The organism is Janthinobacterium rivuli (assembly GCF_009208735.1).
Classification (GTDB): Bacteria; Pseudomonadota; Gammaproteobacteria; order Burkholderiales; family Burkholderiaceae_D; genus Janthinobacterium.
The window spans coordinates 195,986-216,861 of sequence record NZ_WFLJ01000008.1 but is presented as its reverse complement, the minus strand read 5'-3'; the positions used below and the strand labels follow the sequence as shown (position 1 = coordinate 216,861).

Sequence of the window (20,876 nt, the reverse complement as noted above, 5' to 3'; positions counted from 1 at the left end):
ATTGCCGCTGAGAACGTGTATATAGACAGAGCCATTTTGCGCAATCGGTTGCTTTTTCATCGACCGGACGCGAGGTGAAGGTGGACGACGCCCGGTGTAAGATGCCCGGCGAGCAACCATCGCATTTTTTAAATAGTTATCGGGATTCACAATGACTGACAAGAAGCAGCCGGACGACAGCGTGGCCTCCCCTTTCCAGCGGCCGTCGCGCACACAGATGGAGGACATCGCGCGGATGGCCGGTGTGTCGCGCTCGACCGTGTCGCGGGTGTTGTCCGGGACCGGGCGCATCGGCGAGGAAACCCGCAAGCGCATCACCGAACTGGCCAAAACGAGCAATTACAGCATCGACGCCAGCGCCAGGAACCTGCGCTTGAATCAAAACCGCACCATCTCGGTGGTGGTGCCGTACGACCCGGTCGAGCAATTGCCGCTGTCGGAACCGTTCTTTCTCACATTGATCGGCAGCATCGCCGACGCCCTGACCGCGTGCGGCATGGACATGCTGCTGTCGCGGGTGTCGGCCGACCGGCTCGATCTGGCGGCGGAGGCGTACAAGGGTGGGCGGTGCCTCGGCTTTATCCTGATCGGCCAGTGGGGGCATCATGACCAATTGACGGCGATGGCCGTGCAAGGCCTGCCCTTCGTGGTGTGGGGCGCGCGGCTGCCCGGGCAATTGTACGGCTCGGTGGGCGGCGACGACGTGCAGGGGGGCTTCCTGGCGACGTCGCATTTGCTGGACGCGGGCGCGCGGCGCATCGCTTTCCTGGGCGACACGGCACTGCCCGAGATCAGCCAGCGCCACACCGGCTATCTGCAAGCTCACCACGCGCGCGGGCTGGTCCCCGCCGCCGACCTGACCCTGGCAGCCAACCAGTCGCGCGAATCGGTGGTCGCCGTGATTGCCGAGCGCTATCCCCGCGACGGCGGGTTCGACGGCATTTTCGCCTCCACCGACCCGATGGCGATGAACGCGATCGGTGCGCTGGCGGCGCTCGGCAAAAAAGTGCCGGACGACGTGCGCATCATCGGCTACGACGACATCATCACCGCCTCCAATTTTCAGCCTCCACTTAGCTCCGTGCGCACGCCGATGATCGACGCAGGCAAAGCGCTGGTCGACAGTTTGCTCGCGCAATTGTCGGGTGCGCCGCCGCGGCAGCGGCAGCTTGCATCGTCGCTGGTGATAAGGGAGAGCAGCGGCACTGGTCCCCCCGCTGCAAGGTAACCGTTCGCGGCCGCTTGCATCACGATTTTCCCGCAGCTTCGCTTGGGTTCTATCGCATTGGCGACGCGGCCGCTGCCTCGGGTAGCCGCGTCTTACCATCCATCGATGCCACCTGAGCTTAGGGTACCGGAGCAGTCCAAGGAACTGATTTACCGCCGTGTGGGGAAACTACTGGATCGACTGCTACTGGAGGTGTGCACTGAAAAGGCGCGAGCCACCATCCGGAATGAAGGAACTTCAGGCTCGGCTGCGGCGTTACATGCTTTTTTGACATCCGGAACCATAGAACTCAATCAGAGCAAGGAAACCACCTCTGCGTTCGGGGAAATCCGACGTTATGCGGACGGGAAGAAAATCTCAGGCACCCTGCAGGGAAAGTAGCTGCTCGCCAGCCACGATGATGGCCGATGCCGGCCAGAAGCAGACGTACAGAAAGTGAATCTATGGGAATAACTGAAATCGATGTGCTACGAGCGCTAGAGTCTGACGGCTCCGTATGGACTGAGTATTTCGTGCTGAACTCGCTAGTGATAGCGCGAAGAAACGCAAAAGGAGCGCTGATGGCAAGGCTCATCGACGACAACGAACTCTACGCCGCTACAAAAGCTTTTCTCGTCGCACGTGGGCACGCGGTCGCAAAGGCTGGGAACTTGCCGCCAGCTCTGGAGTAGTTGCGATGGTCTAGACTTCTTTCGGCCAAATGCAGGCCTTCACAAAAGTGAGCAGAACGCCCATCAAGATGTTGTACACTTTCCTAAAAACTATTAAACGCTATAGGCTTATATGATGACTCAGGCTCCCGTTGCACTTGTTACCGGCTCGACTTCGGGCATCGGTGTGGCAATTGCCCGCAGGCTTGCGAGCGAAGGATATTCAGTCGTATTGCATTCGCGCAATTCGGTAGAGGCCGGACAGCTACTAGCACTCGAACTCGGATCGGCAATTTATGTGCAAGCTGATTTGGCCGATGATGATGACAGAGTGCGACTGATCCGCGAAGCAATAGGGGCATGGGGGCGGCTGGATGTTCTGGTTAATAACGCAGGGATCTGCCGTGTTATTCCGCACGCAGATTTGGGTGCCGCGACGCCCGATGTGTGGCATGAACTCTACGAAGTGAACGTGGTTGCTCCTTTCCGTTTGATAGCTGAGGCTGAAGCAGCATTGCGTGATTCGAAACGCCACGGTCGTCCCGGCTGCATAGTCAACATCAGCTCACATGCTGGCGTCCGCCCGAAGGGCGCATCGATTCCATATTCAGCCACGAAGGCGGCCTTAAATCATATGACACGGCTACTCGCTGTTTCACTTGCGCCCGACATCCGAGTAAATGCCGTCGCCCCCGGGTTGGTCGATACACCACTTACCGCAGATTGGACTCAGGCGCAGCAACTTTGGAAGGATCGCTCGCCGATGCGACGAGCTGCTAGCCCAGCGGACATTGCGCAAGCCGTTGCGATGTTGGTTGCATCGGACTATCTCACTGGTGAAATCCTGCTATCAGATGGTGGATTGAATCTTACGTAGTGTGCTCGTTAGGAGTGCTCCGCCGTGTCAAGTTTAATTATTAGTCCGCTTTTAAGACGACAACAATCGGCTAGAAGAGGAAGTACAGTTCTTGAAAAATGCTGTTTGAACCTATACCCACAATGAACATTCGTAAAGCTGCAACCGACGACCTGGAACGTATCGTCGAGCTATTGGCACAACTAGGATATGCAAACGAAGTCGAGCAAGTCGAAAGATACTTACGTGAACTACGTCAAAGTTCGTCGGGCGAGGTATTTGTAGCGCAGGATGGCAGAAATGTTGTCGGAGTTGCGGTAGTGCATACCATAAAGCCGTTACATGTTCGAGGCACCTGGGGTCTCCTATCCGCTTTGGTAGTGGACGACGAACGCAGGAGTTCAGGCGTCGGAGCAAGCCTATTAATTGCTGCGGAAGCGTTTGCGTTGCAGCATGGTTGTTCACAGCTTGAATTGTCCAGCAGCAGTGCTCGTACCCGAGCGCATCTGTTTTATGAGCGTAACGGCTACCAAGAAAAACGCCTGCGTTTCGTTAAAATCTTGGTATAGCCTGCAATGGCCGCTTTGGGGCCAGGCTATGTGAAAACGCAGAAAAATTCTGGTCCTTCAAAAAAATCGGCCTCTCAAAACGCGCGCAACGCCGTTTTCTCGGTGCTGGGAATGGTAATCCTACCCACGAATATTTTAAGATTTGGAGTTTTCACACAGCCTGGGGCGATAGCGGTCGGCATCGGAGGTCTGGAGAGTCGTGCAGATTGTGTCAAACTTTATTGTTAGCCCACAGCAATCAAACTCGTCCGCATCCAAATCAACGTCATGCGCGCTTTCAACCTGATCCGATATGAATTGCACTGGGCCGCTCTCGTACGTTCTTGCGGCAAGTTGCCAGCCCTGCTGCAACGACTGCGTCAATCCGTTTAGCCGAGATCGCCAATGAAGAACGGTCTGATTGACATTTGGGATCGGGCCGTGCAGGTATTGCATCAACGTTTCGGTGTTCGAGTCTTGAAACGAAACTTTCGCTGAACGGCATTAGCCCAGAAAGGTGATTTTTCAGGTGTTTTTTTGCGGCACGGGGGATTCGCACTTTGCTGCCATTGAATCGAAGTCCGGTACCTAGAGGTAACATGCAGAGCGCTCGATGCCTGGCTGAAAAGTATCACGCTATGGACTTATGCAATAGACGCATTGTCCGTTGTCCGGCCTCGTCCAGGCAGGTCCGAAGCGGATTTTTCATACTTTTTTCATACCAAACAAAAAAGGCCTACACTAGATTAGTGTAAGCCTTTGATATCAAACGAATTCTTGGTGGGAAGTGCAAGTTTCGAACTTGCGACCCCTGCAGTGTGAATGCAGTTCCAGCACGTTTTTGCAGTGCTCTCATAGGGGGAATTTTCTGCTGGCCGCTATTAAATGGCACTGGATTGCACCCGATTACACCCGGAATTACACCCACTTTCTTATGATCCCAGAAGGACCTATGCGCTTGCGTAATATTGTGCCAGTAATAAAAGGGCATGCTGTCGCTAAAGTGGCAAACATCATACGGGCGTGGGATATGAACCTTCTATCGGCGGGGATTGTGGCTCTCACCTTGTGCTCATGCAGTACAGCAGGTCTGCGAGAACCTGCAGCTATTATCGGCGTGAACAGCTTCGCTATCGCCGCTCGCTACGGCACGCCCGCTAGGGTCTGTCTGACTGAACTTAATTAAGGTTGGATAGTCATAGGGCGATGAGCCGAACTGACCTTACTGAAAAGCAGTCGCGCAAACTTGCGCCCCATCTGCCATCCAACCCCCATCACGGTCACGTGTATGTCGAGCATCGGCACGTGATCAATGGCATCCTATGGCGCTTGCGCACAGGCGCCCCTTGGCGCGACATTCCGCCACGCTACGGTCCTTGGCAGACCTGCTATGAGCGCTTTGTTCGTTGGTCGAGGAATGGCACTTGGCAGCGACTTCTCCGGGTCATGCAGGCTGCAGCCGACGAGGCTGGCCTGGTGGACTGGGCTGGTGCTGCGCTCGACGCTACACACATCAAGGCCCAGCGCAGTGCTGTCGGGGCGCGAAAGACGCTGCCAGCAGCCGAAAAAAGGGGGCCATAACTGACGAGTGGCTGGGGCGTTCACGCGGGGGCATCACCAGCAAAATCCATGTCTGTGTCGATGGGCACGGTTTGCCGCTGTCCGCTCTTGTCACGGCCGGCCAGCGTAGCGACGCGGCCCACGTCGGACAGTTGCTCGGTGCGATTGATGTGCCTCGTCCGGGCCGTGGTCGCCCCCGGAAAAGGCCGTCGAGCGCGCAATTAACCGCCTGAAAGATTTCCGCGCCGTCGCAACTCGCTACGACAAACGCGGACACAACTATCTGGCAGTCGTGATTATCGCAACAATGATTCTATGGCTCCTCTGAAATCAGTCAGACAGACCCTAGCCGACACCGAGTAGAGATGAGAGCTGTTCTACAGTGCGAACTTGGGGCCGATATCAGACGAATTCTCTCAAATATGGAAATATAACTATTAGTTAAAATGCAATGACAAATTGGAAAGGTTGCTTGACAATATTTCGCCAATGCAAGATTGATTAAAAAAAATATTAAAAGATGAACTAATTTTTTTGACAACTAATTTGTATATTCAACTAAAAATATCCCCAAATTCCGCAAAAAACTGATCTTTCCTGCAAAGACTGCTTTTTAGCACTTTGCTTTTTAGCATCTAGGCTGACTCACATGCATATTCACAACAAAAAGTGTCGTTTTTTAGCATCAATGATGAAATATTTTTTAACTACTATTAGTTACAATTTAGAGCGAAACTCGCTAAAACGCAAGCTATTATCAGTATTATTTTCCCTGAAAATAATTAAAAAAAATTACATTTAATTATCACTATGGATATAGTTTACTAAGTCCAACTATTAGTTAGACGACATGTTATTACGTACTGATCCGGCACGTATGACCATCAAAAACTATCATCATAGGGAAGAAAATGAATCACTCTGCCTACCGTTTCACTTTATCTGGCGTCCATGCCGGTTCCTCATTCTACAAAAGTATGGCTAGCGCTGCGTTTTGCTCGTTGGCCGCTTTAGCTCCGGCTGCGCATGCCGATGTAATCGATTTCGAAGGACTCGGTAATGACTTGATTTTTAGTGGCGACAGCTTCGAACAACACGGCTTACGTCTCGGCGGTACCGATGCAAATGGTGCCAGCGGATCGCTGGTGGGCGCCATCATTGACGGTAGCGACAGCGATTTTTGCAGCAGGCTCGCTTGTCCAACCGGCAATGCCGGCAACTACTATGGCGGCTTGAACGATGGCATACTCGGCATTCATAGCATGCAAGGCGGTGGCACCTTCAAGGTGCAGAGCTTCGATGCCAGTTTTATCATCAGCGACATCAAAGCACCGGCCGGGCGCATGATAGTGCAGGGTTTCTATGGCAATGGCTCAACGCTGTCGCAAACTTTCGATTTGCCACAACCCACCGTTTTTTTGGGCACTCTCTTTCACCCTTTTCGACAATACTATTTTAATAGCGCCATGAGCGCGCTCGACTTCACCGGCATGCAAATATCCGCCCTCAGTTGCGACACGACGGGCGCGTGCGGTTTCGGCAATAACCAGGGACAGTTTGGCCTTGACAACCTTAACTTCAGCATCAGCGCGGTGCCGGAACCATCGACCTACGCAATGCTCTTGCTGGGTCTGGTAAGCATCGCCGCTGTCGCCCGCCGCCGCGCCTGATCCCGCCTCCCCCCATACACTGAGGATAATCCATGCAATTACGCCCTGTCTGCCTTGCCATCGTCATGCTGCTTTGCAGCATCTCCAGCGTCCAAGCCGCCCCGTTGGGCGGCGATGACGTGCGCCGTCCTTACATCGTGCAATTGAAAGCGGAACCACTAGCCACCTACACCGGAGACATCAATGGTTTGCCCGCCACCAAGCCTGCTCCCGGCGAACACCTAGATATCAATAGCAGCAATGCACAGCAATATACCCGCTACCTCGAAAGCAAACTCCAGGCAGTACAGGCCATCGTGGCCGACGCGCCTGTGCAATATCAATACGTGACCGTGCTGAACGGCTTTGCCGCCATGCTGACGGATGCCGAAGTACTGCAATTGAAAGCCAGCGCAGACGTGGCTAGCATCAAGGCCGATGCGGAGCACACGTCGCAAACGGTGAGCACGCCCACCTTCCTAGGACTGGACCAATCCGATGGCCTGTGGAGTAAGCTAGGCGGCCGCGCGCGCGCGGGGGAAGATATCGTTGTCGGCATAATCGATACTGGCGTCTGGCCGGAAAATCCCGCCTTTGCCGACCGCATCGACGCCAATGGCGCGCCGACCTTCGACCCAGCCGCTACCCTGACCTACGGCGCACCGCCAGTCAGCTGGAAAGGCATATGCCAGACGGGAGAGGGATTTACGGTCGAGCATTGCAATAACAAGCTAATAGGTGCGCGCTATTTCGACAGTACCTTCCGCGCGCGGATGCCTGCCATGCATTGGAGCGACTTCCGCTCTCCCCGAGATTCACTGAGCGGCCCGGTCGGCAACGGCGGCCACGGCACCCACACCGCCACCACTGCGGCCGGCAATAGCCTCGCTGGCAGCGGCCTTTTAAATCTTTCAGGCATGGCACCACGCGCGCGGATCGCTGCTTACAAGGTATGCTGGACTTACCCAACGGCGGCGGTTAGCGGCAAAAATACGTGCTATCAAGGCGACTCTGTCGCTGCAATCGAGCAAGCCATCATCGATGGCGTGCATGTACTAAACCTCTCGATCAGTGGTGGAGAAAAAATTGATGACATTGTGGAGCTGGCCTTCTTGCGTGCGGCTAGCGCTGGCGTGTTTGTCGCCGCTTCAGCCGGCAACAGCGGGCCGTCCAACGAAGTCGCGCATGTCAGCCCCTGGCTGATGACAGTGGCGGCATCCACGCATGATCGGAGTACTGGCAACGCCAGCGTGCTGCTTGCTGATGGCAAAAAATATCAGGGCGCATCCGGCAATGTCACCGCACTGCCCCGGCAAGCGCTGATACGCGCCGAAGACGCAGGCCTGCCTGGCGCCGATGCAGTCAAGCTGGCGTTCTGCTACAGTACCGCGGAAAATGCCGGGGTGGCCTTGCTCGACCCGGCCAAGGCGGCGGGGAAGGTGGTGGTCTGCGCGCGCGGCGGGAATGCCCGTCTGGACAAAAGTTATGCTGTTCGAGAAGCCAGCGGCGTGGGCATGGTGATGGTTGACAATGGCCTCGGTCTGGTGACGGAAGTGCATGCTGTTCCAACTGTGCACGTGACTGCCGCAGACGGCGCACTGATTCGCACTTATGCGGCGACCGCCAACGCCGCTGCGGCCATGTCGGTGGCCAGCTTCGGCAAAAACTTGTCGGCCTCGCCCGTTGTCGCCGATTTTTCTTCGCGGGGACCGAACCGGTACGACGGCAATGTGCTCAAGCCCGATCTCACTGCCCCCGGTGTTGATATACTGGCTGGCCACACGCCAGTCCTGACGAACGGCGAGCATGATGAGGTCGTTGCTGGCACCCTCGTGCCGCCAGCCAGCTGGCAGTTCTTACAAGGTACCTCCATGGCCAGTCCCCACGTAGCCGGCCTGGCCGCCTTGCTGCGCCAACAGCACCCTACCTGGTCTCCTGCTGCCATCAAGTCGGCATTGATGACCACAGCCAGCGCCACACAACCCGATACTCAAGAGCGCGACGCGCGCGGCATCCTCCCATTAGGCCAGGGTGCTGGTCACGTAGTGCCCAACCTGGCTTCGGATCCCGGCCTAGTGTATGACATCACACCAGCACAGTACGAAAAATATGTCTGCGACATGGGTGTCGGCCTTGGCTGCACCACTGTCGTCGCCAATGTGGGCTTGAACCTGAACTTGCCGTCGATTTCCGTGAATAATGTGTATATTCGGCAAACCGTCACGCGCACGGTGAGCAATGTGGGCGCGTCGGCGGCAATATACACGGCCAGCGCGGCATTGAGCGGCTATGACGTGGTGGTTGCACCGGCCAGTCTGAGTCTGCAGCCGGGCGAAAGTAAATCCTTCGATGTGACCCTGACGCGCACCAGCGCACCAACCGATGCCTGGCAATTCGGAGCACTGGAGTGGACCGACGGCCAACACAAGGTACGTAGCCCCTTGGTGGCCCGCTCGCGCTTGCTGGAAGTGCCGGCCTTGATCAGCTCGGACAAGCCGTCAGCCACGCGCCTGGTAGGGTTAACCAGCGCCATCAGCGGCCGGATGACGGCCGCCATTGCCGGATTCAGCGAAGTTAAACGCACTCGCCTGACTCTCACCCAGGGGGTTCAAGCTGACCTGAAGGAGGTCGACCATATTGTTAGCGCATGCGTCAATAAAAGCGCGGGAACGTTACTGGTGCCATTTTCCATCGGCGCCGACACGGCCGCAGTGCGCTTTGAAACGTTTGACCGCGATACTGGCCTCGGCTTTGGCAATAACGTCTACATATTTATTCTAGACAGCAATGGAGTGCGCCACAGCTTTAGTAGCAAGGCAGACAGCAATCAAAGTGTGACGATGAGCAATCCGGTGCCCGGCAACTACAACGTTTGCCTAGTTGGCAATATCATTTTTGATCGTGTCTCCACCAACCTGTTCCTGTCCCAGGCCATCGTCAAACGCGGTGATGCGGGCGGCAACCTGAAGGCGGGTGCACCGGGCCAGACTTACCCGGCTGGAAAAGCGACCGTGGGCCTGAGCTGGTCTGGCCTCGACGCTGGAAAACGATATATGGGCGCGGTGCAATGGCTGGACAACAAAGGCGTCGTGGCTGGCACCACCGTGCTGGCCGTCGAGCCTAAGAATGCGCCCATCATCCCTTAATCTCGATGCGCACCCCAATGCCTGACCGCCATCGCGATAGTTCGTCATGAAGTAGGCGGCACGCCATCGAAAGCGTGCCGCAGTTTTACGCTTTATCCATTCAATCGCTTTGCCACTGTCCAGTCCTAAAATAGGTTGACAGTATTGATTGCTGCACAAACGCCCGATGCACCGCATCGGGCGTTTTGTACTTCAAGGCCGTGTGTGGTCGTTCCTGGTTGTATATCCGCACCGATTGCGCCACCATTTTGCTCGCCTGTTTCAGGTCTGCAGGTCGATTCAGCAAGAACTCGCCTTTCAGAATGCCGTTGATACGTTCGGCCAGCGCATTCTGATAGCAGTCGTAGCCGTCGGTCATGGCGCAAGTCAGTCCATGACGACGATGAATTTCTTGATAGTAAGTAGAGCAGTACTGGATGCCCCTGTCTGAATGATGGATCAGCGGCGTCTTGCGCTGTCGTGCTCGCAGGGCCATCTTCAAGGCCTCGCTGACCTCTTCGGTTTGCAGGCTTGCGTGCACGTGATAGCCCACGATCTTGCGCGAATACGCATCCGTCACCAAGCTCAGATAGACGAATTTTCCGGCGGTCGGGAGATACGTGATATCGGCCACCCACACCTGCTCCGGCCGCGTGGCGAGCACTTGTCCCGGCCCCTCCTTGAGCAAATTGGGATGGCGCTGGAAGCGGTGATGGCTATTCGTGGTCTTATGATAGGCTCGCTGTGGTTGCACCAGCAGCCGCACCTGGCGCAAGATGTCAAAGAATCCATCGCGTCCCAATTTGATTTTTGCACCGGAAAAGGCTGCACCGAGCATGCTGTGCAGCTTGCGCGTGCCGATGCGTGGCTGGCGCAGGCGTATCGGCTGCACCAGCTTGACGACAGCTTGCGCCCTGTCCAGGCAATGTCGCTCGCGCTGACGGCGCTGGTAATACGCTTGGCGGCTGATGCCGACACAGCGGCAGGCCCGTTCGACGCTTAATCCTTCGACTTGCTTGCGCGCGATGACCTGCCCAAAGGCTTTTTTACCGGCACCCCGTATTCGTCACGCAGGACGTCGAGAACCGCCTCGAACAGCGCGGATTTCTGTTTTTCTTCCTTGAGCTGACGTTCCAGTTCCTTGATGCGTTGCTCTGGCGTCAGTGGCTTGCTCGGCTTGTCTGTCATGGTCGCTCTCCGTTGGCTTCGGCCCCTGGGATGCGTCCAATCCTGCAGGCCGTGTTTGCGACACCATACCAAAACTGTCGACCGACCCTGTATTCCGTAGCGCGTTTGCGCCTGCTTGTACGTCAGCTCGCCTTTTTCAACCTGCTCGACAACGCTCAATTTAAGTGTCAACTTATTTCAGGACGGTCACACCCATAAAAAAAGCCGCCTATCGATGATTGGCGGCTTTTTCTAAGTGCTTAAAATTAAAGCAAATTCTGGTGGGAAGTGCAAGTTTCGAACTTGCGACCCCTGCAGTGTGAATGCAGTGCTCTACCCCTGAGCTAACCTCCCGAAGCGAGGCGAATTATCGCATACGTGTTGCGGCATCTGCAAGGGCTGGCGACAGGAAATTTGCCACGCCCCCGTTTTTTCCTCAGGCGGCCGCTGGCGGCGACGTGACGGCGGTCCAGATGCACTGGCCTTTGGCGGCCTTGTCGAGGCCGGCGATGGTGGCTTCGTGGGCGGCCAGTTCGTCGGCCGTGGCGCTCTGGAAGATGACTTCGGCCAGGGGCACGATTTCCAGGGCGGCGCCGTCGGCGGCCACTTCCACTTCTTCTTCCATGCTCAGGCTGTTCTGCCCGCGCGTCATGGCCAGGTAGACGTCGGCCAGCAATTCGGAGTCGAGCAGCGCGCCGTGCAGTTTGCGGTGGGCGTTCGAGACGCCGTAGCGGTCGCACAGCGCGTCGAGCGAGTTGCGCTTGCCGGGATGCATTTCCTTCGCCTGCACGAGGGTGTCGATCACGCCATGCACTTGCTCGTGGACGGGCGGCAGGTTCAGGCGCTTGAATTCCGCGTTCAGGAAGCCGATATCGAACGGGGCGTTGTGGATGATCAGTTCGGCACCGGCGATAAACGCGCGGAATTCTTCCGCGATTTCCGCGAATTTCGGCTTGTCGCTGAGGAATTCCGTCGTCAAGCCGTGGACGGCCAACGCGCCCTCTTCCGAGTCGCGCTCGGGATTGATGTAATGGTGAAAATTATTACCCGTCAACATGCGGTTGTTCAGTTCGACCGCCCCGATCTCCAGGATGCGGTCGCCCGTGCGCGGGTTCAGGCCGGTGGTTTCAGTATCGAGAACAATTTGACGCATGGCAGATTCAGTCGTAAAGGCAAAAAGCGAAGGGCACAGTATAGCAAACCTGTGCCCTTCGATTACTCCCTGCCCGCTGTTTCGCTACAGGAATTTTAAACCATCAGGCGCGTACGGTTTCCACGCCCAGGTTGGCCAGCTGATCGGCGCGCTCGTTGCCCGGATGGCCATTGTGGCCGCGCACCCAGCGCCATTCCACTTCATGCACGGCCTGGGCCGTATCGAGCGCCTGCCACAGGTCGACGTTCTTTACGGGCGCCTTGGACGCCGTTTTCCAGCCGCGCGCCTTCCAGCCGTGGATCCATTCGCTGATGCCCTTCTGGACGTACTGGCTATCGGTATACATCACCACCTGGCAGGGACGTTTGAGCGCCGTCAAGGCTTCGATGACGGCCTTCAATTCCATACGGTTATTCGTCGTATTCAGTTCCCCGCCGTAAATTTCTTTCTTGGCGCCATCGGCCACCATCAGCGCACCCCAGCCGCCCGTGCCGGGATTGCCCTTGCATGCGCCATCGGCGTAAATTTCTACCTTATCCATCTTGCTGTTCCCGCCTTTTATTCGTGACCGGTGCGCCTGCGGGCGCCGTCGCCGGTTTCTTGGTCCACGCCGGACCGATCAAGCGCATCCCTTTGACGCGCTTGATCGCCTGCACTATATACACTGCGCCCAGATATGGCCACCAGCGCGCGCCGGCCTTGTCCATGAAGGCGTTGCGGCGCAGCCATTTTTCTGTCTTGCAGGCAGGCGCGTAGCAGCCGAAGTGACTTTGGCTGACGCCCATGTTCAGCAATTTTAACCAGTCTTTCATGCGCGGCATAGAGATCAGTTCGCCGGCTTGCGGCAGATAATGACGGCCCGTGACCCGTCCCAGGCCCTGGCGCATGCCCCACAGGCTGGCCGGATTGAAGCCGCAGACGATCACGCGCCCTTCCGGGATCAGCACGCGTTCGACTTCGCGCAAGACCTGGTGCGGCTCGGCGGCAAATTCGAGTACGTGCGGCAAGACCACCAGGTCCAGGCTTTGCGAGTCGAACGGCAGCTCGTCGAAGGCCGACACGAGGGTCAAACGGCTTTCCTGCGGCGGGCGCGACGGCAGGCGCGCATCGAGCAGCCATTTGTTCGGCATGCGGCTGGCCGCCAGCGCGTCGATCTGGGGCAAGCCGATCTGCACGGCGTTAAAACCGAAGATGTCGACGGTCAGGCTGTCGAGGCATTGCTGTTCCCAGGCGCGCACGTACAGACCGGCGGGCGTCTGCAGCCAGCCGTCAAGCGCTATAATGGATTTTTCGGATGCCGCACTGTCCATTCAGTTTTCTCTCTTGCTCATGACATATTCCCCTGAACACGCTTTATCGGTACTTGCCGTGCCTGCCTTTGCCGACAATTACCTGTGGCTGATCCATGACGGCCGTCACGCCGCCGTGGTCGACCCCGGCGATGCGACGGTCATCCTCGATGCGCTGCAAGCCCATCAGTTGACCTTGTCCGCCATTTTACTCACGCATCACCACGCCGACCACACGGGTGGCGTGCCTGAATTGTTGCAGCATTTCGCCGTGCCCGTCTTCGGCCCGCGCAATGAGGCTATCACAGCCATCACGGAACCGCTTGCCGAAGGCGATGTCGCCTACGTGCCCGAACTGGGCTTGCAACTGACCGTCATCGACGTGCCCGGCCATACGAAGGGGCATATCGCCTACGTGCGCCAGCGCGACGAGCGCAACGGCGCGCCGTGGCTGTTTTCCGGCGACACCTTGTTTGCGGGCGGCTGCGGCCGCCTGTTCGAAGGCACGCCGGGCCAGATGGCCGACTCGCTGGGCAAGCTGGCCGCTTTGCCCGGCGATACCGAGGTATTTTGCGCGCATGAGTACACCTTGTCCAATCTGCGCTTCGCCAACGCCGTCGAGCCAGGCAATCAGGCCTTGCAGGAACGCATCGCCATCGACACGGAAAAGCGCCAGCAGGGTTTGTCGACCGTGCCGTCGACCATTGCCCTGGAAAAGGCCACGAACCCCTTCCTGCGCTACCGCGAACCGGCGATTCTGACCAGCCTGAAAGTGGAAGGCAAGCTGACGGCGGACGCCTCGCCCGTGGAAGCGTTCGCCGCGCTACGGATGTGGAAAAACAGCTTTTAAGTCCACCCTTCCACCCAAAAAAAAATCCCGGCCGATGCTTGTATGCACCGCCGGGATTTTTTTTTGATCTATTTGACCAGGATCAGATTTCTTCGTACAGCGGCAAGGTCAGGAACTCGGCGAACGATTCCGACGTCGACATTTCCTCGAAAATCTGGCCGGCGCGCACATAGGTCGGGCCATTGCCGCCTGGCGCATCGCGCTGCACCTTGGCCAGCTCTTCCGGGATCATGGCGCGCACCATCTCGGCCGTCACCTTGCGGCCGTCTTCCAGCACGCCCTTGCTGGAACGAATCCACTGCCACACTTGCGAGCGGCTGATCTCGGCCGTGGCCGCGTCTTCCATCAGGTTGTGAATAGGTACGCAACCGTTGCCGGCCAGCCAGCTGCCCAGGTAATGGATGCCCACGTTGATGTTGTAGCGCAAGCCCGCTTCCGTGATCGGCGCTTCCGGCTGGAAGTTCAGCAGATCCGATGCTGTCACGTCGATGTCGGGACGCTGTTTCTCGATCTGATTCGGCTTGTCTCCCAGCACTTTGGTGAACTCGCCCATGGCCAGCTCGACCAGGCCCGGATGGGCAACCCAGCCGCCGTCGTAGCCGTCGGTGGCGTCGCGCGCCTTGTCGTTGCGCACGCCACCCATGGCGATGTCGTTCTTTTCCGGATCGTTCTTGATCGGGATCAAGGCCGCCATGCCGCCAATGGCTGGCGCACCGCGTTTATGGCAGGTTTTCAGCAGCAGCAAGGCGTAGGCGCGCATGAACGGCGCCGTCATCGTGACTTTCGCGCGGTCGGCCAGGCAGAAATCCTTGTCCAGCTTGAATTTCTTGATACACGAGAAGATGTAATCCCAGCGGCCCGCGTTCAGGCCGGAGCTGTGTTCTTTCAGTTCGTACAGGATTTCATCCATTTCAAATGCCGCCAGAATGGTTTCGATCAGGACCGTCGCCTTGATCGTGCCTTGTGGCAAGCCCAATTCGTTTTGCGTCATGACGAAGATATCGTTCCACAGGCGCGCTTCCAGGTGCGATTCCATCTTCGGCAGGTAGAAATACGGGCCGGCGCCACGTGCCAGCTGTTCCTTGGCGTTATGGAACATGAACAGGGCGAAATCGAAAATACCGCCGGAAATACGCTTGCCGTCGACCAGCACGTGCTTTTCATCGAGGTGCCAGCCGCGTGGACGCACGACGAGTGTCGCGATCTTGTCGTTCAGCTTGTACGACTTGCCATTTTGCTCCAGCGAAATCGTCTTGCGCACGGCGTCGAACATATTGATCTGGCCCGTCAGCTGGTTGTCCCAGTTCGGCGTGTTCGAGTCTTCGAAGTCCGTCATGTAGCTGTCCGCGCCGGAGTTGAAGGCGTTGATGACCATCTTGCGCTCGACGGGACCGGTGATTTCCACGCGGCGGCATTCCAGGGCCTTCGGGATCGGCGCGATCTTCCAGTCGCCGTCACGGATATGTGCAGTTTCTGGCAGGAAATCAGGACGCTCGCCCGCGTCGAGGCGCTTGGCCCGTTCCACGCGCACGGCAAGCAATTCCTGGCGGCGCGGCTCGAAGGCGCGCGTCAGTTTGGCCACCAGCGCCAGCGCTGCGGGCGTCAAGATCTGTTCGTAGCCGGGCTTGATTTCCCCCGTAATTTGCATGCCTTCGGGAAGGGCGATCGTGTTCTGCGTCATGAAGTTCTCCGGTTTTTAGTAAATATAAGCAAAGGTAATCTGGTGATCCAAGTATAAGCGGAACGACTGCGCTGGCAAGCCGGACAGAGGCGCAAAAACACTCTGCCAGACGGCTCGTTTGTTCTATAGTATTGCACTATAAGGCATGGAAACGAGATTAAAAATCACTTCATCTATGCGTTTTTATCACAAGTGATGGCATTGCGGGAGCACAACATGGGCCAGTTCAGACAAATATCAACTTTCGTGGAAGTCGTCGCCAAGGGCAGCCTGTCGGCCGCCGCGCGCGCGGAGGGGATCGCCCCGGCCATGATCGGCCGCCGCCTCGATGCGCTGGAGCAGCGCCTGGGCGTCAAATTACTGCAGCGCACGACGCGCAAGCTGGCCTTGACGAATGAAGGCGCCGCCTTCCTGGAAGATTGCCAGCGCATTCTGGGCGAACTGGAAGAGGCGGAAGCGGCCGTGGCCGAGCGCAGCGTGAAGGCCAGCGGCCATTTGCTCATTTCCGCGCCGGCCGGTTTCGGCCGTCAGCACGTGGCGCCCCTGATCCCCTCGTTCGTGGCCGAGCACCGCGACGTGACGGTGTCGCTGAACCTGAACGACCGCCTCGTCGACCTGATCGGCGAAGGCATCGACGTGGCCATCCGCATCGCCAGCCTGTCCGATTCGTCTCTGGTGAGCACCAAGCTGGCGGACAACCAGCGCGTGCTGGTCGGCTCGCCCGCCTACCTGAAACGGGCCGGCACGCCGCGCATCCCGGCCGACTTGACAAAGCACAATTGCCTGGCGATCAGCAGCGAAGGCAGCCAGCGAGGCTGGACCTTCCGCGAAAACGGCAAGAACGTGATTTTAAAGGTGGCCGGCAATATGGTTTGCAACGATGGCGAAGTGCTGCACGACTGGGCCCTGGCCGGCAAGGGCCTGGCCTGGCGCTCGATGTGGGAAGTGGGCGCGGAAATCGCTTCGGGCCAGCTGGTGACGGTGCTGGACCAGTTCGCCGCGCCAGGCAATGACATTTACGCCGTGTTCGCCCAGCGCCGCCACTTGCCGCTGCGCATACGGGCGTTCGTGGATTTTTTAAGGCACTCGTACTCACAGCCTGACTACTGGCGCGAAAGGGCAATCTAGTCACTGCCGGCTGGACTGGAAGAACGCGGCTGAGCATAGGTTTGTGTAGGTCGCTGTAGCTCGGCATAGGCGTAGATCGGCTTAGCGCAGCGTAAGCCGACCTACGCGGTGACGCGAAGCATGCCAAAAGAGCCACGTAGCCCACGCAAAACCGGTGCCTCACAGAAATTCAGGCGAAAAAAAATCCTCGGAGACCGAGGATTTCTTTATTTCGTTTGATCCAGCGTATTAGATTGGCTGAATGTTCGAAGCTTGCTTGCCTTTAGGGCCAGCGGTCACTTCAAAAGAAACGCGTTGGTTCTCTTGCAGGGACTTGAAGCCGTTCGACTGGATAGCCGAGAAGTGAGCGAACAGATCTTCGCCGCCTTCGTCAGGGGTAATAAAGCCGAAACCCTTCGAATCATTGAACCATTTTACGATGCCAGTTGCCATTACAATTTCCTATTTCAGTTAAGTTGGGCTTGCGCCCGTTATATCGTTTGAAGCAAGAAAGAAATGACAGACAAACTGCACTACTACCTCGAATCCAACGATGCCCAATTATACCAACAAAACTGAGAAAAACCATTCTTTCGCAAAATAAACTTGCGAACACTACTTTAATAGCCAAATCCCCGTCTTGCGGCGCCCTGTACCAGCGGCATGGAGACACTATATCCTAATCTGCGACGCGGGTGCTTTGCGTTGCATCAAATGAATCATTGCAACCACATCTCTATAGCGCTGTCGCTCACACGCTGAAATGGGTGGCGCCCACATCGCGCGCGGCCCAGTCCAGCAGCGCCGCCACCTGTGCCTGCACGGCGGGCCAATCCGCCACCGCCAGCTCAGGGGCATTGAGCATGGCGCGTACCAGCTGTTCGATGCGGCGGCACTCCTGGCCCAGCGCGGCAAAGCCGAAGGTGGCAGCCGAACCGGCCACCGCGTGCAGCGCGCGGTGCAGCTGCGTCAACGGCTCCAGACGGGGGCCTTCGCTGTCGCAGCGGCCGCTTGCCTGCGTGATCGCCAGCATCAGGGCCGGGATGCCGGCCGCATATTTTTCGTTCAGGGCGCGCAAACGCGCGCGAAAATCCGGGTCGATCAAGGTTGCCATCGCAATACTCGCCTGAGTGGCTTACTTGGTGCCGAAGATGCGGTCGCCGGCGTCGCCCAGGCCCGGCACGATGTAAGCGTGGTCATCCAGGTGCGAATCGAGCGCGGCGCAGAACATCTTGACGTTCGGATGCGCGTTCTGGAACACGGTCACGCCTTCCGGTGCGGCAACCAGGGCCAGGAAGATGATCTGTTCGTCCGTCACGCCGCGCTTTTTCAGCACGTCGACGGCGTACACGGCCGAATTGCCGGTCGCCACCATCGGGTCGCACAGGATGAAAGTACGCTCGTTCAAGTCCGGCAGGCGCACCAGATATTCCACGGGCATGTGCGTGGCCGGGTCGCGGTACACGCCGATGTGGCCCACGCGCGCCGATGGCACCAGGTTCAGCAGGCCATCGCTCATGCCGATGCCGGCGCGCAGGATGGGCACGATGGCCAGTTTCTTGCCTGCAATGACGGGCGCGTCGATGGTGACGAGCGGGGTCTTGATTTCGCGCGTGGTCAGCGGCAGGTCGCGCGTGATTTCATAGCCCATCAGCAAGGTGATTTCCTTGAGCAATTCACGGAAGGTGCGCGTCGACGTGTCGTGTTCGCGCATGTGGCTCAGTTTGTGCTGGATCAATGGGTGATCGGTAATGAACAAATTCGGGAAGCGTGGATCTTGTTTCATCTTGTTTTTCTTTCTCTGCTCTCTGGCGCGGCGGCAAGCATCGCCGCAGGCGCGCTGTGTATCGATAAAATGATGGATTGCAGCATTATCCCAGCCCCCAGCCCCCCTGTGGCCGGAATTTTCGAAATAATTGCGTGCCCAGGCTGGCGCGAACTCAGTACTCGCGCAAGGCGCGCGCCAGGATGGCCGCGCAATCGGTGCCTGCCGGCAAGCGCCCGTACGCCCCGCCCGGCGCCTGCGCCAGGCGCGAGTGCAGGAATGCCTGCGCGACAAACGGTGGCGCATGGCGCAGCAACAAGGCCGCCTGCACGGCCAGCACGATGCGTTCGGATAAGTGCCGGGCGCCAAACTCGTCCGTTTGCGGTCCGTCCAGGTCGGCCAGCAGGCGCGCCCGATAGTTGGCGAACATGGCATCGTCATCGCCGGCCAGCGCCAGCTCGGCCGCCAAGGCGTCGCGCGCGGCCGGCGACTTGCCGAAGGCGCGCAAGACGTCGAGACACATGACGTTGCCCGAACCTTCCCAGATCGAATTGACGGGCAGTTCGCGGTACAGGCGCGCCAGCGGCGCGTCTTCCACATAGCCGGTGCCGCCCAGCACCTCCATGGCCTCGAAGCCGAAGCCTGGCCCGCGCTTGCAGATCCAGTACTTGCCGGCCGGCGTGAGCACGCGCGCCAGCAGCGCTTGCCCTGGCTCGTCCTTTTCATCGAAACAGCGGGCCAGGCGCAGCGCGAAGGCCGTGGCGGCCTCGGATTCGAGCGCCAGGTCGGCCAGCACGTTTTGCATCAGGGGCTGCTCGGCCAGCGGCTTGCCGAACACGGCCCGCTGGCGCGCATGGTGCAGCGCCTGCGTCAAGGCGGCGCGCATGATGCCGGTACTGCCCAGCACGCAATCGAGGCGCGTGTGGCTGGCCATTTCCAGGATGGTGGGAATGCCCCGCCCCGCCTGTCCCACCAGCCAGCCGTAGGCATTCGTGAATTCCACTTCCGACGAGGCGTTCGAGCGATTGCCCAGCTTATCCTTCAGGCGCTGCACGCGGATGGCGTTGCGGCTGCCGTCGGGCAGGTAGCGGGGCAGGAAAAAGCACGACAATCCCCCCTCGTCCGCCTGCGCCAGGATCAGATGCGCGTCGCACTGGGGCGCCGAGAAAAACCATTTGTGGCCGACGATGCGCCAGGCGTCGCCCGCCTCGGCGCCGAACAGGGCTTGCGCCTCGTCCGGCGGCACGGGCACGGCGCGCGTGGTGTTGCTGCGCACGTCGGAACCACCCTGCTTTTCCGTCATGCCCATGCCGACCAGGGCGCCGCGTTTCTGCTCCACCGGCAGGGAGCGGGGATCGTAGTCGCGCGAGAGGATTTTCGGCAGCCAGCGCTGCGCGATCTGCGGCAGGTTCAACGCCTGGCGCAAGGCCGGCACCGAGGCATACGTCATCGTCACGGGACACTGCGTGCCGTTTTCCACCTGCCCCACTAATAGATAGGCCGCCGCGCGTGCCACCTGGGCACCGGGGCCGGGCGACGCCCAGGGCGACGCGTGCGCGCCCGCGCCGACGAGGATGGCCATCAGCTCATGCCAGGCAGGATGGAACAGCACCTCGTCGATGCGGCGCCCGGCCCGGTCGAACTGCTGCAGCTCGGGCGTGTGGAGATTGGCCAGGCGCGCCAGCGCATACGTCTCGGCGCGGCCCAGCCTGTCGCCCAGCGCGTCGAGCTCCTGCAGCGCCGCGCCGCCGCCCTCGCGCAACAGCGCCTCGATCAGCGCCGGGTCGCAGGCGAACAGATTGACGTTTTCAAACGGCGTGGCCTGGTTGAAAACTTCATGCGTGTCAAAGGCATTCATGGGCGTCACCTCCGATTTGTTATCATGGCGCCCTTGCCGTCGCTGGCGCACCGTCAACACCGTCTGCCAGCCAGACTAGCGCAAAGCGCATGGCGGGGCAAGCGCGCCAGTGGAAGCAAGCGCAGATAAATGTTTCCATGTGGAATGAAAATGCCTGCGCAGGTCGCGCGGCATGATTTTTTTCATACAAGGCAGGAATATTTACAAAACCTGAAGCAATGTTGCTCTATTTCATGTAATCGGGTGCTTTTCAATGATACATTTCGTGTGGATCGCGTTCCGATAGCCGCCCTTCCGGCCCCTATGGCACCCGTCACGCACGATGCACTCTTTCCGTTGGCGCCCTGCCCTGCAGCGAGCGCCGGCACTGATAACAAAAAGGTAAAAGCC

General features: G+C 58.4%; 16 protein-coding genes, 1 tRNA gene and 1 pseudogene. 8 read left to right on the top strand and 10 right to left on the bottom strand.

From position 1 onward, the window contains the following. Positions 1-151: 151 nt before the first annotated feature. The 6 genes and pseudogenes from GCN78_RS12845 to GCN78_RS12820 all read left to right on the top strand — a co-directional run bounded on the left by GCN78_RS12845 (position 152) and on the right by GCN78_RS12820 (position 9,637). The gene (locus tag GCN78_RS12845; protein ID WP_226939608.1) at positions 152-1,228 is read left to right on the top strand and encodes a LacI family DNA-binding transcriptional regulator; all 1,077 of its coding nucleotides are present in this window, start codon (positions 152-154) and stop codon (positions 1,226-1,228) included. Positions 1,229-2,011: 783 nt separating this feature from the next. After that, positions 2,012-2,755, top strand: a complete 744-nt coding sequence (locus GCN78_RS12840) for an SDR family NAD(P)-dependent oxidoreductase (protein WP_152252058.1) — start codon at positions 2,012-2,014, stop codon at positions 2,753-2,755. Between the two features lie 122 nt (positions 2,756-2,877). Further along, positions 2,878-3,303: a GNAT family N-acetyltransferase gene (locus tag GCN78_RS12835; protein ID WP_226939607.1), complete on the top strand. Its 426-nt coding sequence runs from the start codon at positions 2,878-2,880 to the stop codon at positions 3,301-3,303. A 1,185-nt stretch (positions 3,304-4,488) separates the two neighbouring features. Beyond that, positions 4,489-5,170 (top strand): annotated as a pseudogene (locus tag GCN78_RS12830) (IS5 family transposase). Between the two features lie 583 nt (positions 5,171-5,753). Further along, positions 5,754-6,512: an NF038120 family PEP-CTERM protein gene (locus tag GCN78_RS29310; protein WP_226939606.1), complete on the top strand. Its 759-nt coding sequence runs from the start codon at positions 5,754-5,756 to the stop codon at positions 6,510-6,512. 32 nt (positions 6,513-6,544) lie between these two features. Next, the gene (locus tag GCN78_RS12820) at positions 6,545-9,637 is read left to right on the top strand and encodes a S8 family serine peptidase (RefSeq protein ID WP_152252056.1); all 3,093 of its coding nucleotides are present in this window, start codon (positions 6,545-6,547) and stop codon (positions 9,635-9,637) included. 100 nt (positions 9,638-9,737) lie between these two features. Here the strand turns inward: GCN78_RS12820 and GCN78_RS12815 are convergent. From GCN78_RS12815 to GCN78_RS12795, 5 genes are all read right to left on the bottom strand, one after another. Further along, positions 9,738-10,975, bottom strand: a protein-coding gene (locus tag GCN78_RS12815; protein ID WP_413465207.1) for an IS3 family transposase whose coding sequence is annotated in 2 segments (ribosomal slippage) — positions 9,738-10,651 and positions 10,651-10,975 — 1,239 coding nt in all. Because the reading frame shifts where the segments join, the coding sequence is not laid out codon by codon here. A gap of 87 nt (positions 10,976-11,062) precedes the next feature. Next, positions 11,063-11,137, bottom strand: a tRNA-Val gene (locus GCN78_RS12810). Positions 11,138-11,219: 82 nt separating this feature from the next. After that, positions 11,220-11,936 carry a DNA polymerase III subunit epsilon gene (gene dnaQ, locus GCN78_RS12805; RefSeq protein WP_152252055.1) on the bottom strand — a complete coding sequence of 239 codons (717 nt, stop codon included), beginning with the start codon at positions 11,934-11,936 and terminating at the stop codon, positions 11,220-11,222. 103 nt (positions 11,937-12,039) lie between these two features. After that, positions 12,040-12,477 (bottom strand): ribonuclease HI, encoded by a 438-nt coding sequence (gene rnhA / locus GCN78_RS12800; RefSeq protein ID WP_152252054.1) that lies wholly within the window; start codon positions 12,475-12,477, stop codon positions 12,040-12,042. After that, positions 12,470-13,246, bottom strand: coding sequence for a class I SAM-dependent methyltransferase (locus GCN78_RS12795; RefSeq protein ID WP_152252053.1), 777 nt, complete (start codon positions 13,244-13,246; stop codon positions 12,470-12,472). The genes rnhA and GCN78_RS12795 overlap by 8 nt, the downstream gene beginning before the upstream one ends. Positions 13,247-13,265: 19 nt before the next feature. Between GCN78_RS12795 and gloB the strand changes: the two genes are divergently transcribed. Continuing rightward, positions 13,266-14,075, top strand: a complete 810-nt coding sequence (gloB, locus tag GCN78_RS12790) for a hydroxyacylglutathione hydrolase (RefSeq protein WP_152252052.1) — start codon at positions 13,266-13,268, stop codon at positions 14,073-14,075. Between the two features lie 82 nt (positions 14,076-14,157). Here the strand turns inward: gloB and aceB are convergent, their stop codons facing one another. Next, positions 14,158-15,756, bottom strand: coding sequence for a malate synthase A (gene aceB / locus GCN78_RS12785; protein ID WP_152252051.1), 1,599 nt, complete (start codon positions 15,754-15,756; stop codon positions 14,158-14,160). A gap of 216 nt (positions 15,757-15,972) precedes the next feature. Between aceB and GCN78_RS12780 the strand changes: the two genes are divergently transcribed. Then, positions 15,973-16,884, top strand: coding sequence for a LysR family transcriptional regulator (locus tag GCN78_RS12780; RefSeq protein ID WP_152252050.1), 912 nt, complete (start codon positions 15,973-15,975; stop codon positions 16,882-16,884). Positions 16,885-17,112: 228 nt separating this feature from the next. Here the strand turns inward: GCN78_RS12780 and GCN78_RS12775 are convergent, their stop codons facing one another. The 4 genes from GCN78_RS12775 to GCN78_RS12760 all read right to left on the bottom strand — a co-directional run bounded on the left by GCN78_RS12775 (position 17,113) and on the right by GCN78_RS12760 (position 20,486). Then, entirely contained in the window at positions 17,113-17,316 is a 204-nt protein-coding gene (locus GCN78_RS12775; protein WP_010398811.1) for a cold-shock protein, read from the bottom strand. Between the two features lie 298 nt (positions 17,317-17,614). Continuing rightward, a complete protein-coding gene (locus GCN78_RS12770) occupies positions 17,615-17,977 on the bottom strand; it encodes an Hpt domain-containing protein (protein WP_152252049.1) in 363 nt (120 codons plus the stop codon). 21 nt (positions 17,978-17,998) lie between these two features. After that, entirely contained in the window at positions 17,999-18,649 is a 651-nt protein-coding gene (upp, locus tag GCN78_RS12765) for a uracil phosphoribosyltransferase (RefSeq protein ID WP_046682928.1), read from the bottom strand. A gap of 154 nt (positions 18,650-18,803) precedes the next feature. Beyond that, positions 18,804-20,486 carry an isovaleryl-CoA dehydrogenase gene (locus GCN78_RS12760; protein ID WP_152252048.1) on the bottom strand — a complete coding sequence of 561 codons (1,683 nt, stop codon included), beginning with the start codon at positions 20,484-20,486 and terminating at the stop codon, positions 18,804-18,806. Positions 20,487-20,876 lie beyond the last annotated feature (390 nt).

Coding starts and splice junctions, on each gene's coding strand:
- GCN78_RS12845 (WP_226939608.1), top strand. CDS start 152: ATGACTGACAAGAAGCAGCCGGACGACAGCGTGGCCTCCCCTTTCCAG.
- GCN78_RS12840 (WP_152252058.1), top strand. CDS start 2,012: ATGATGACTCAGGCTCCCGTTGCACTTGTTACCGGCTCGACTTCGGGC.
- GCN78_RS12835 (WP_226939607.1), top strand. CDS start 2,878: ATGAACATTCGTAAAGCTGCAACCGACGACCTGGAACGTATCGTCGAG.
- GCN78_RS29310 (WP_226939606.1), top strand. CDS start 5,754: ATGAATCACTCTGCCTACCGTTTCACTTTATCTGGCGTCCATGCCGGT.
- GCN78_RS12820 (WP_152252056.1), top strand. CDS start 6,545: ATGCAATTACGCCCTGTCTGCCTTGCCATCGTCATGCTGCTTTGCAGC.
- dnaQ (WP_152252055.1), bottom strand. CDS start 11,936: ATGCGTCAAATTGTTCTCGATACTGAAACCACCGGCCTGAACCCGCGC.
- rnhA (WP_152252054.1), bottom strand. CDS start 12,477: ATGGATAAGGTAGAAATTTACGCCGATGGCGCATGCAAGGGCAATCCC.
- GCN78_RS12795 (WP_152252053.1), bottom strand. CDS start 13,246: ATGGACAGTGCGGCATCCGAAAAATCCATTATAGCGCTTGACGGCTGG.
- gloB (WP_152252052.1), top strand. CDS start 13,266: ATGACATATTCCCCTGAACACGCTTTATCGGTACTTGCCGTGCCTGCC.
- aceB (WP_152252051.1), bottom strand. CDS start 15,756: ATGACGCAGAACACGATCGCCCTTCCCGAAGGCATGCAAATTACGGGG.
- GCN78_RS12780 (WP_152252050.1), top strand. CDS start 15,973: ATGGGCCAGTTCAGACAAATATCAACTTTCGTGGAAGTCGTCGCCAAG.
- GCN78_RS12775 (WP_010398811.1), bottom strand. CDS start 17,316: ATGGCAACTGGCATCGTAAAATGGTTCAATGATTCGAAGGGTTTCGGC.
- GCN78_RS12770 (WP_152252049.1), bottom strand. CDS start 17,977: ATGGCAACCTTGATCGACCCGGATTTTCGCGCGCGTTTGCGCGCCCTG.
- upp (WP_046682928.1), bottom strand. CDS start 18,649: ATGAAACAAGATCCACGCTTCCCGAATTTGTTCATTACCGATCACCCA.
- GCN78_RS12760 (WP_152252048.1), bottom strand. CDS start 20,486: ATGAATGCCTTTGACACGCATGAAGTTTTCAACCAGGCCACGCCGTTT.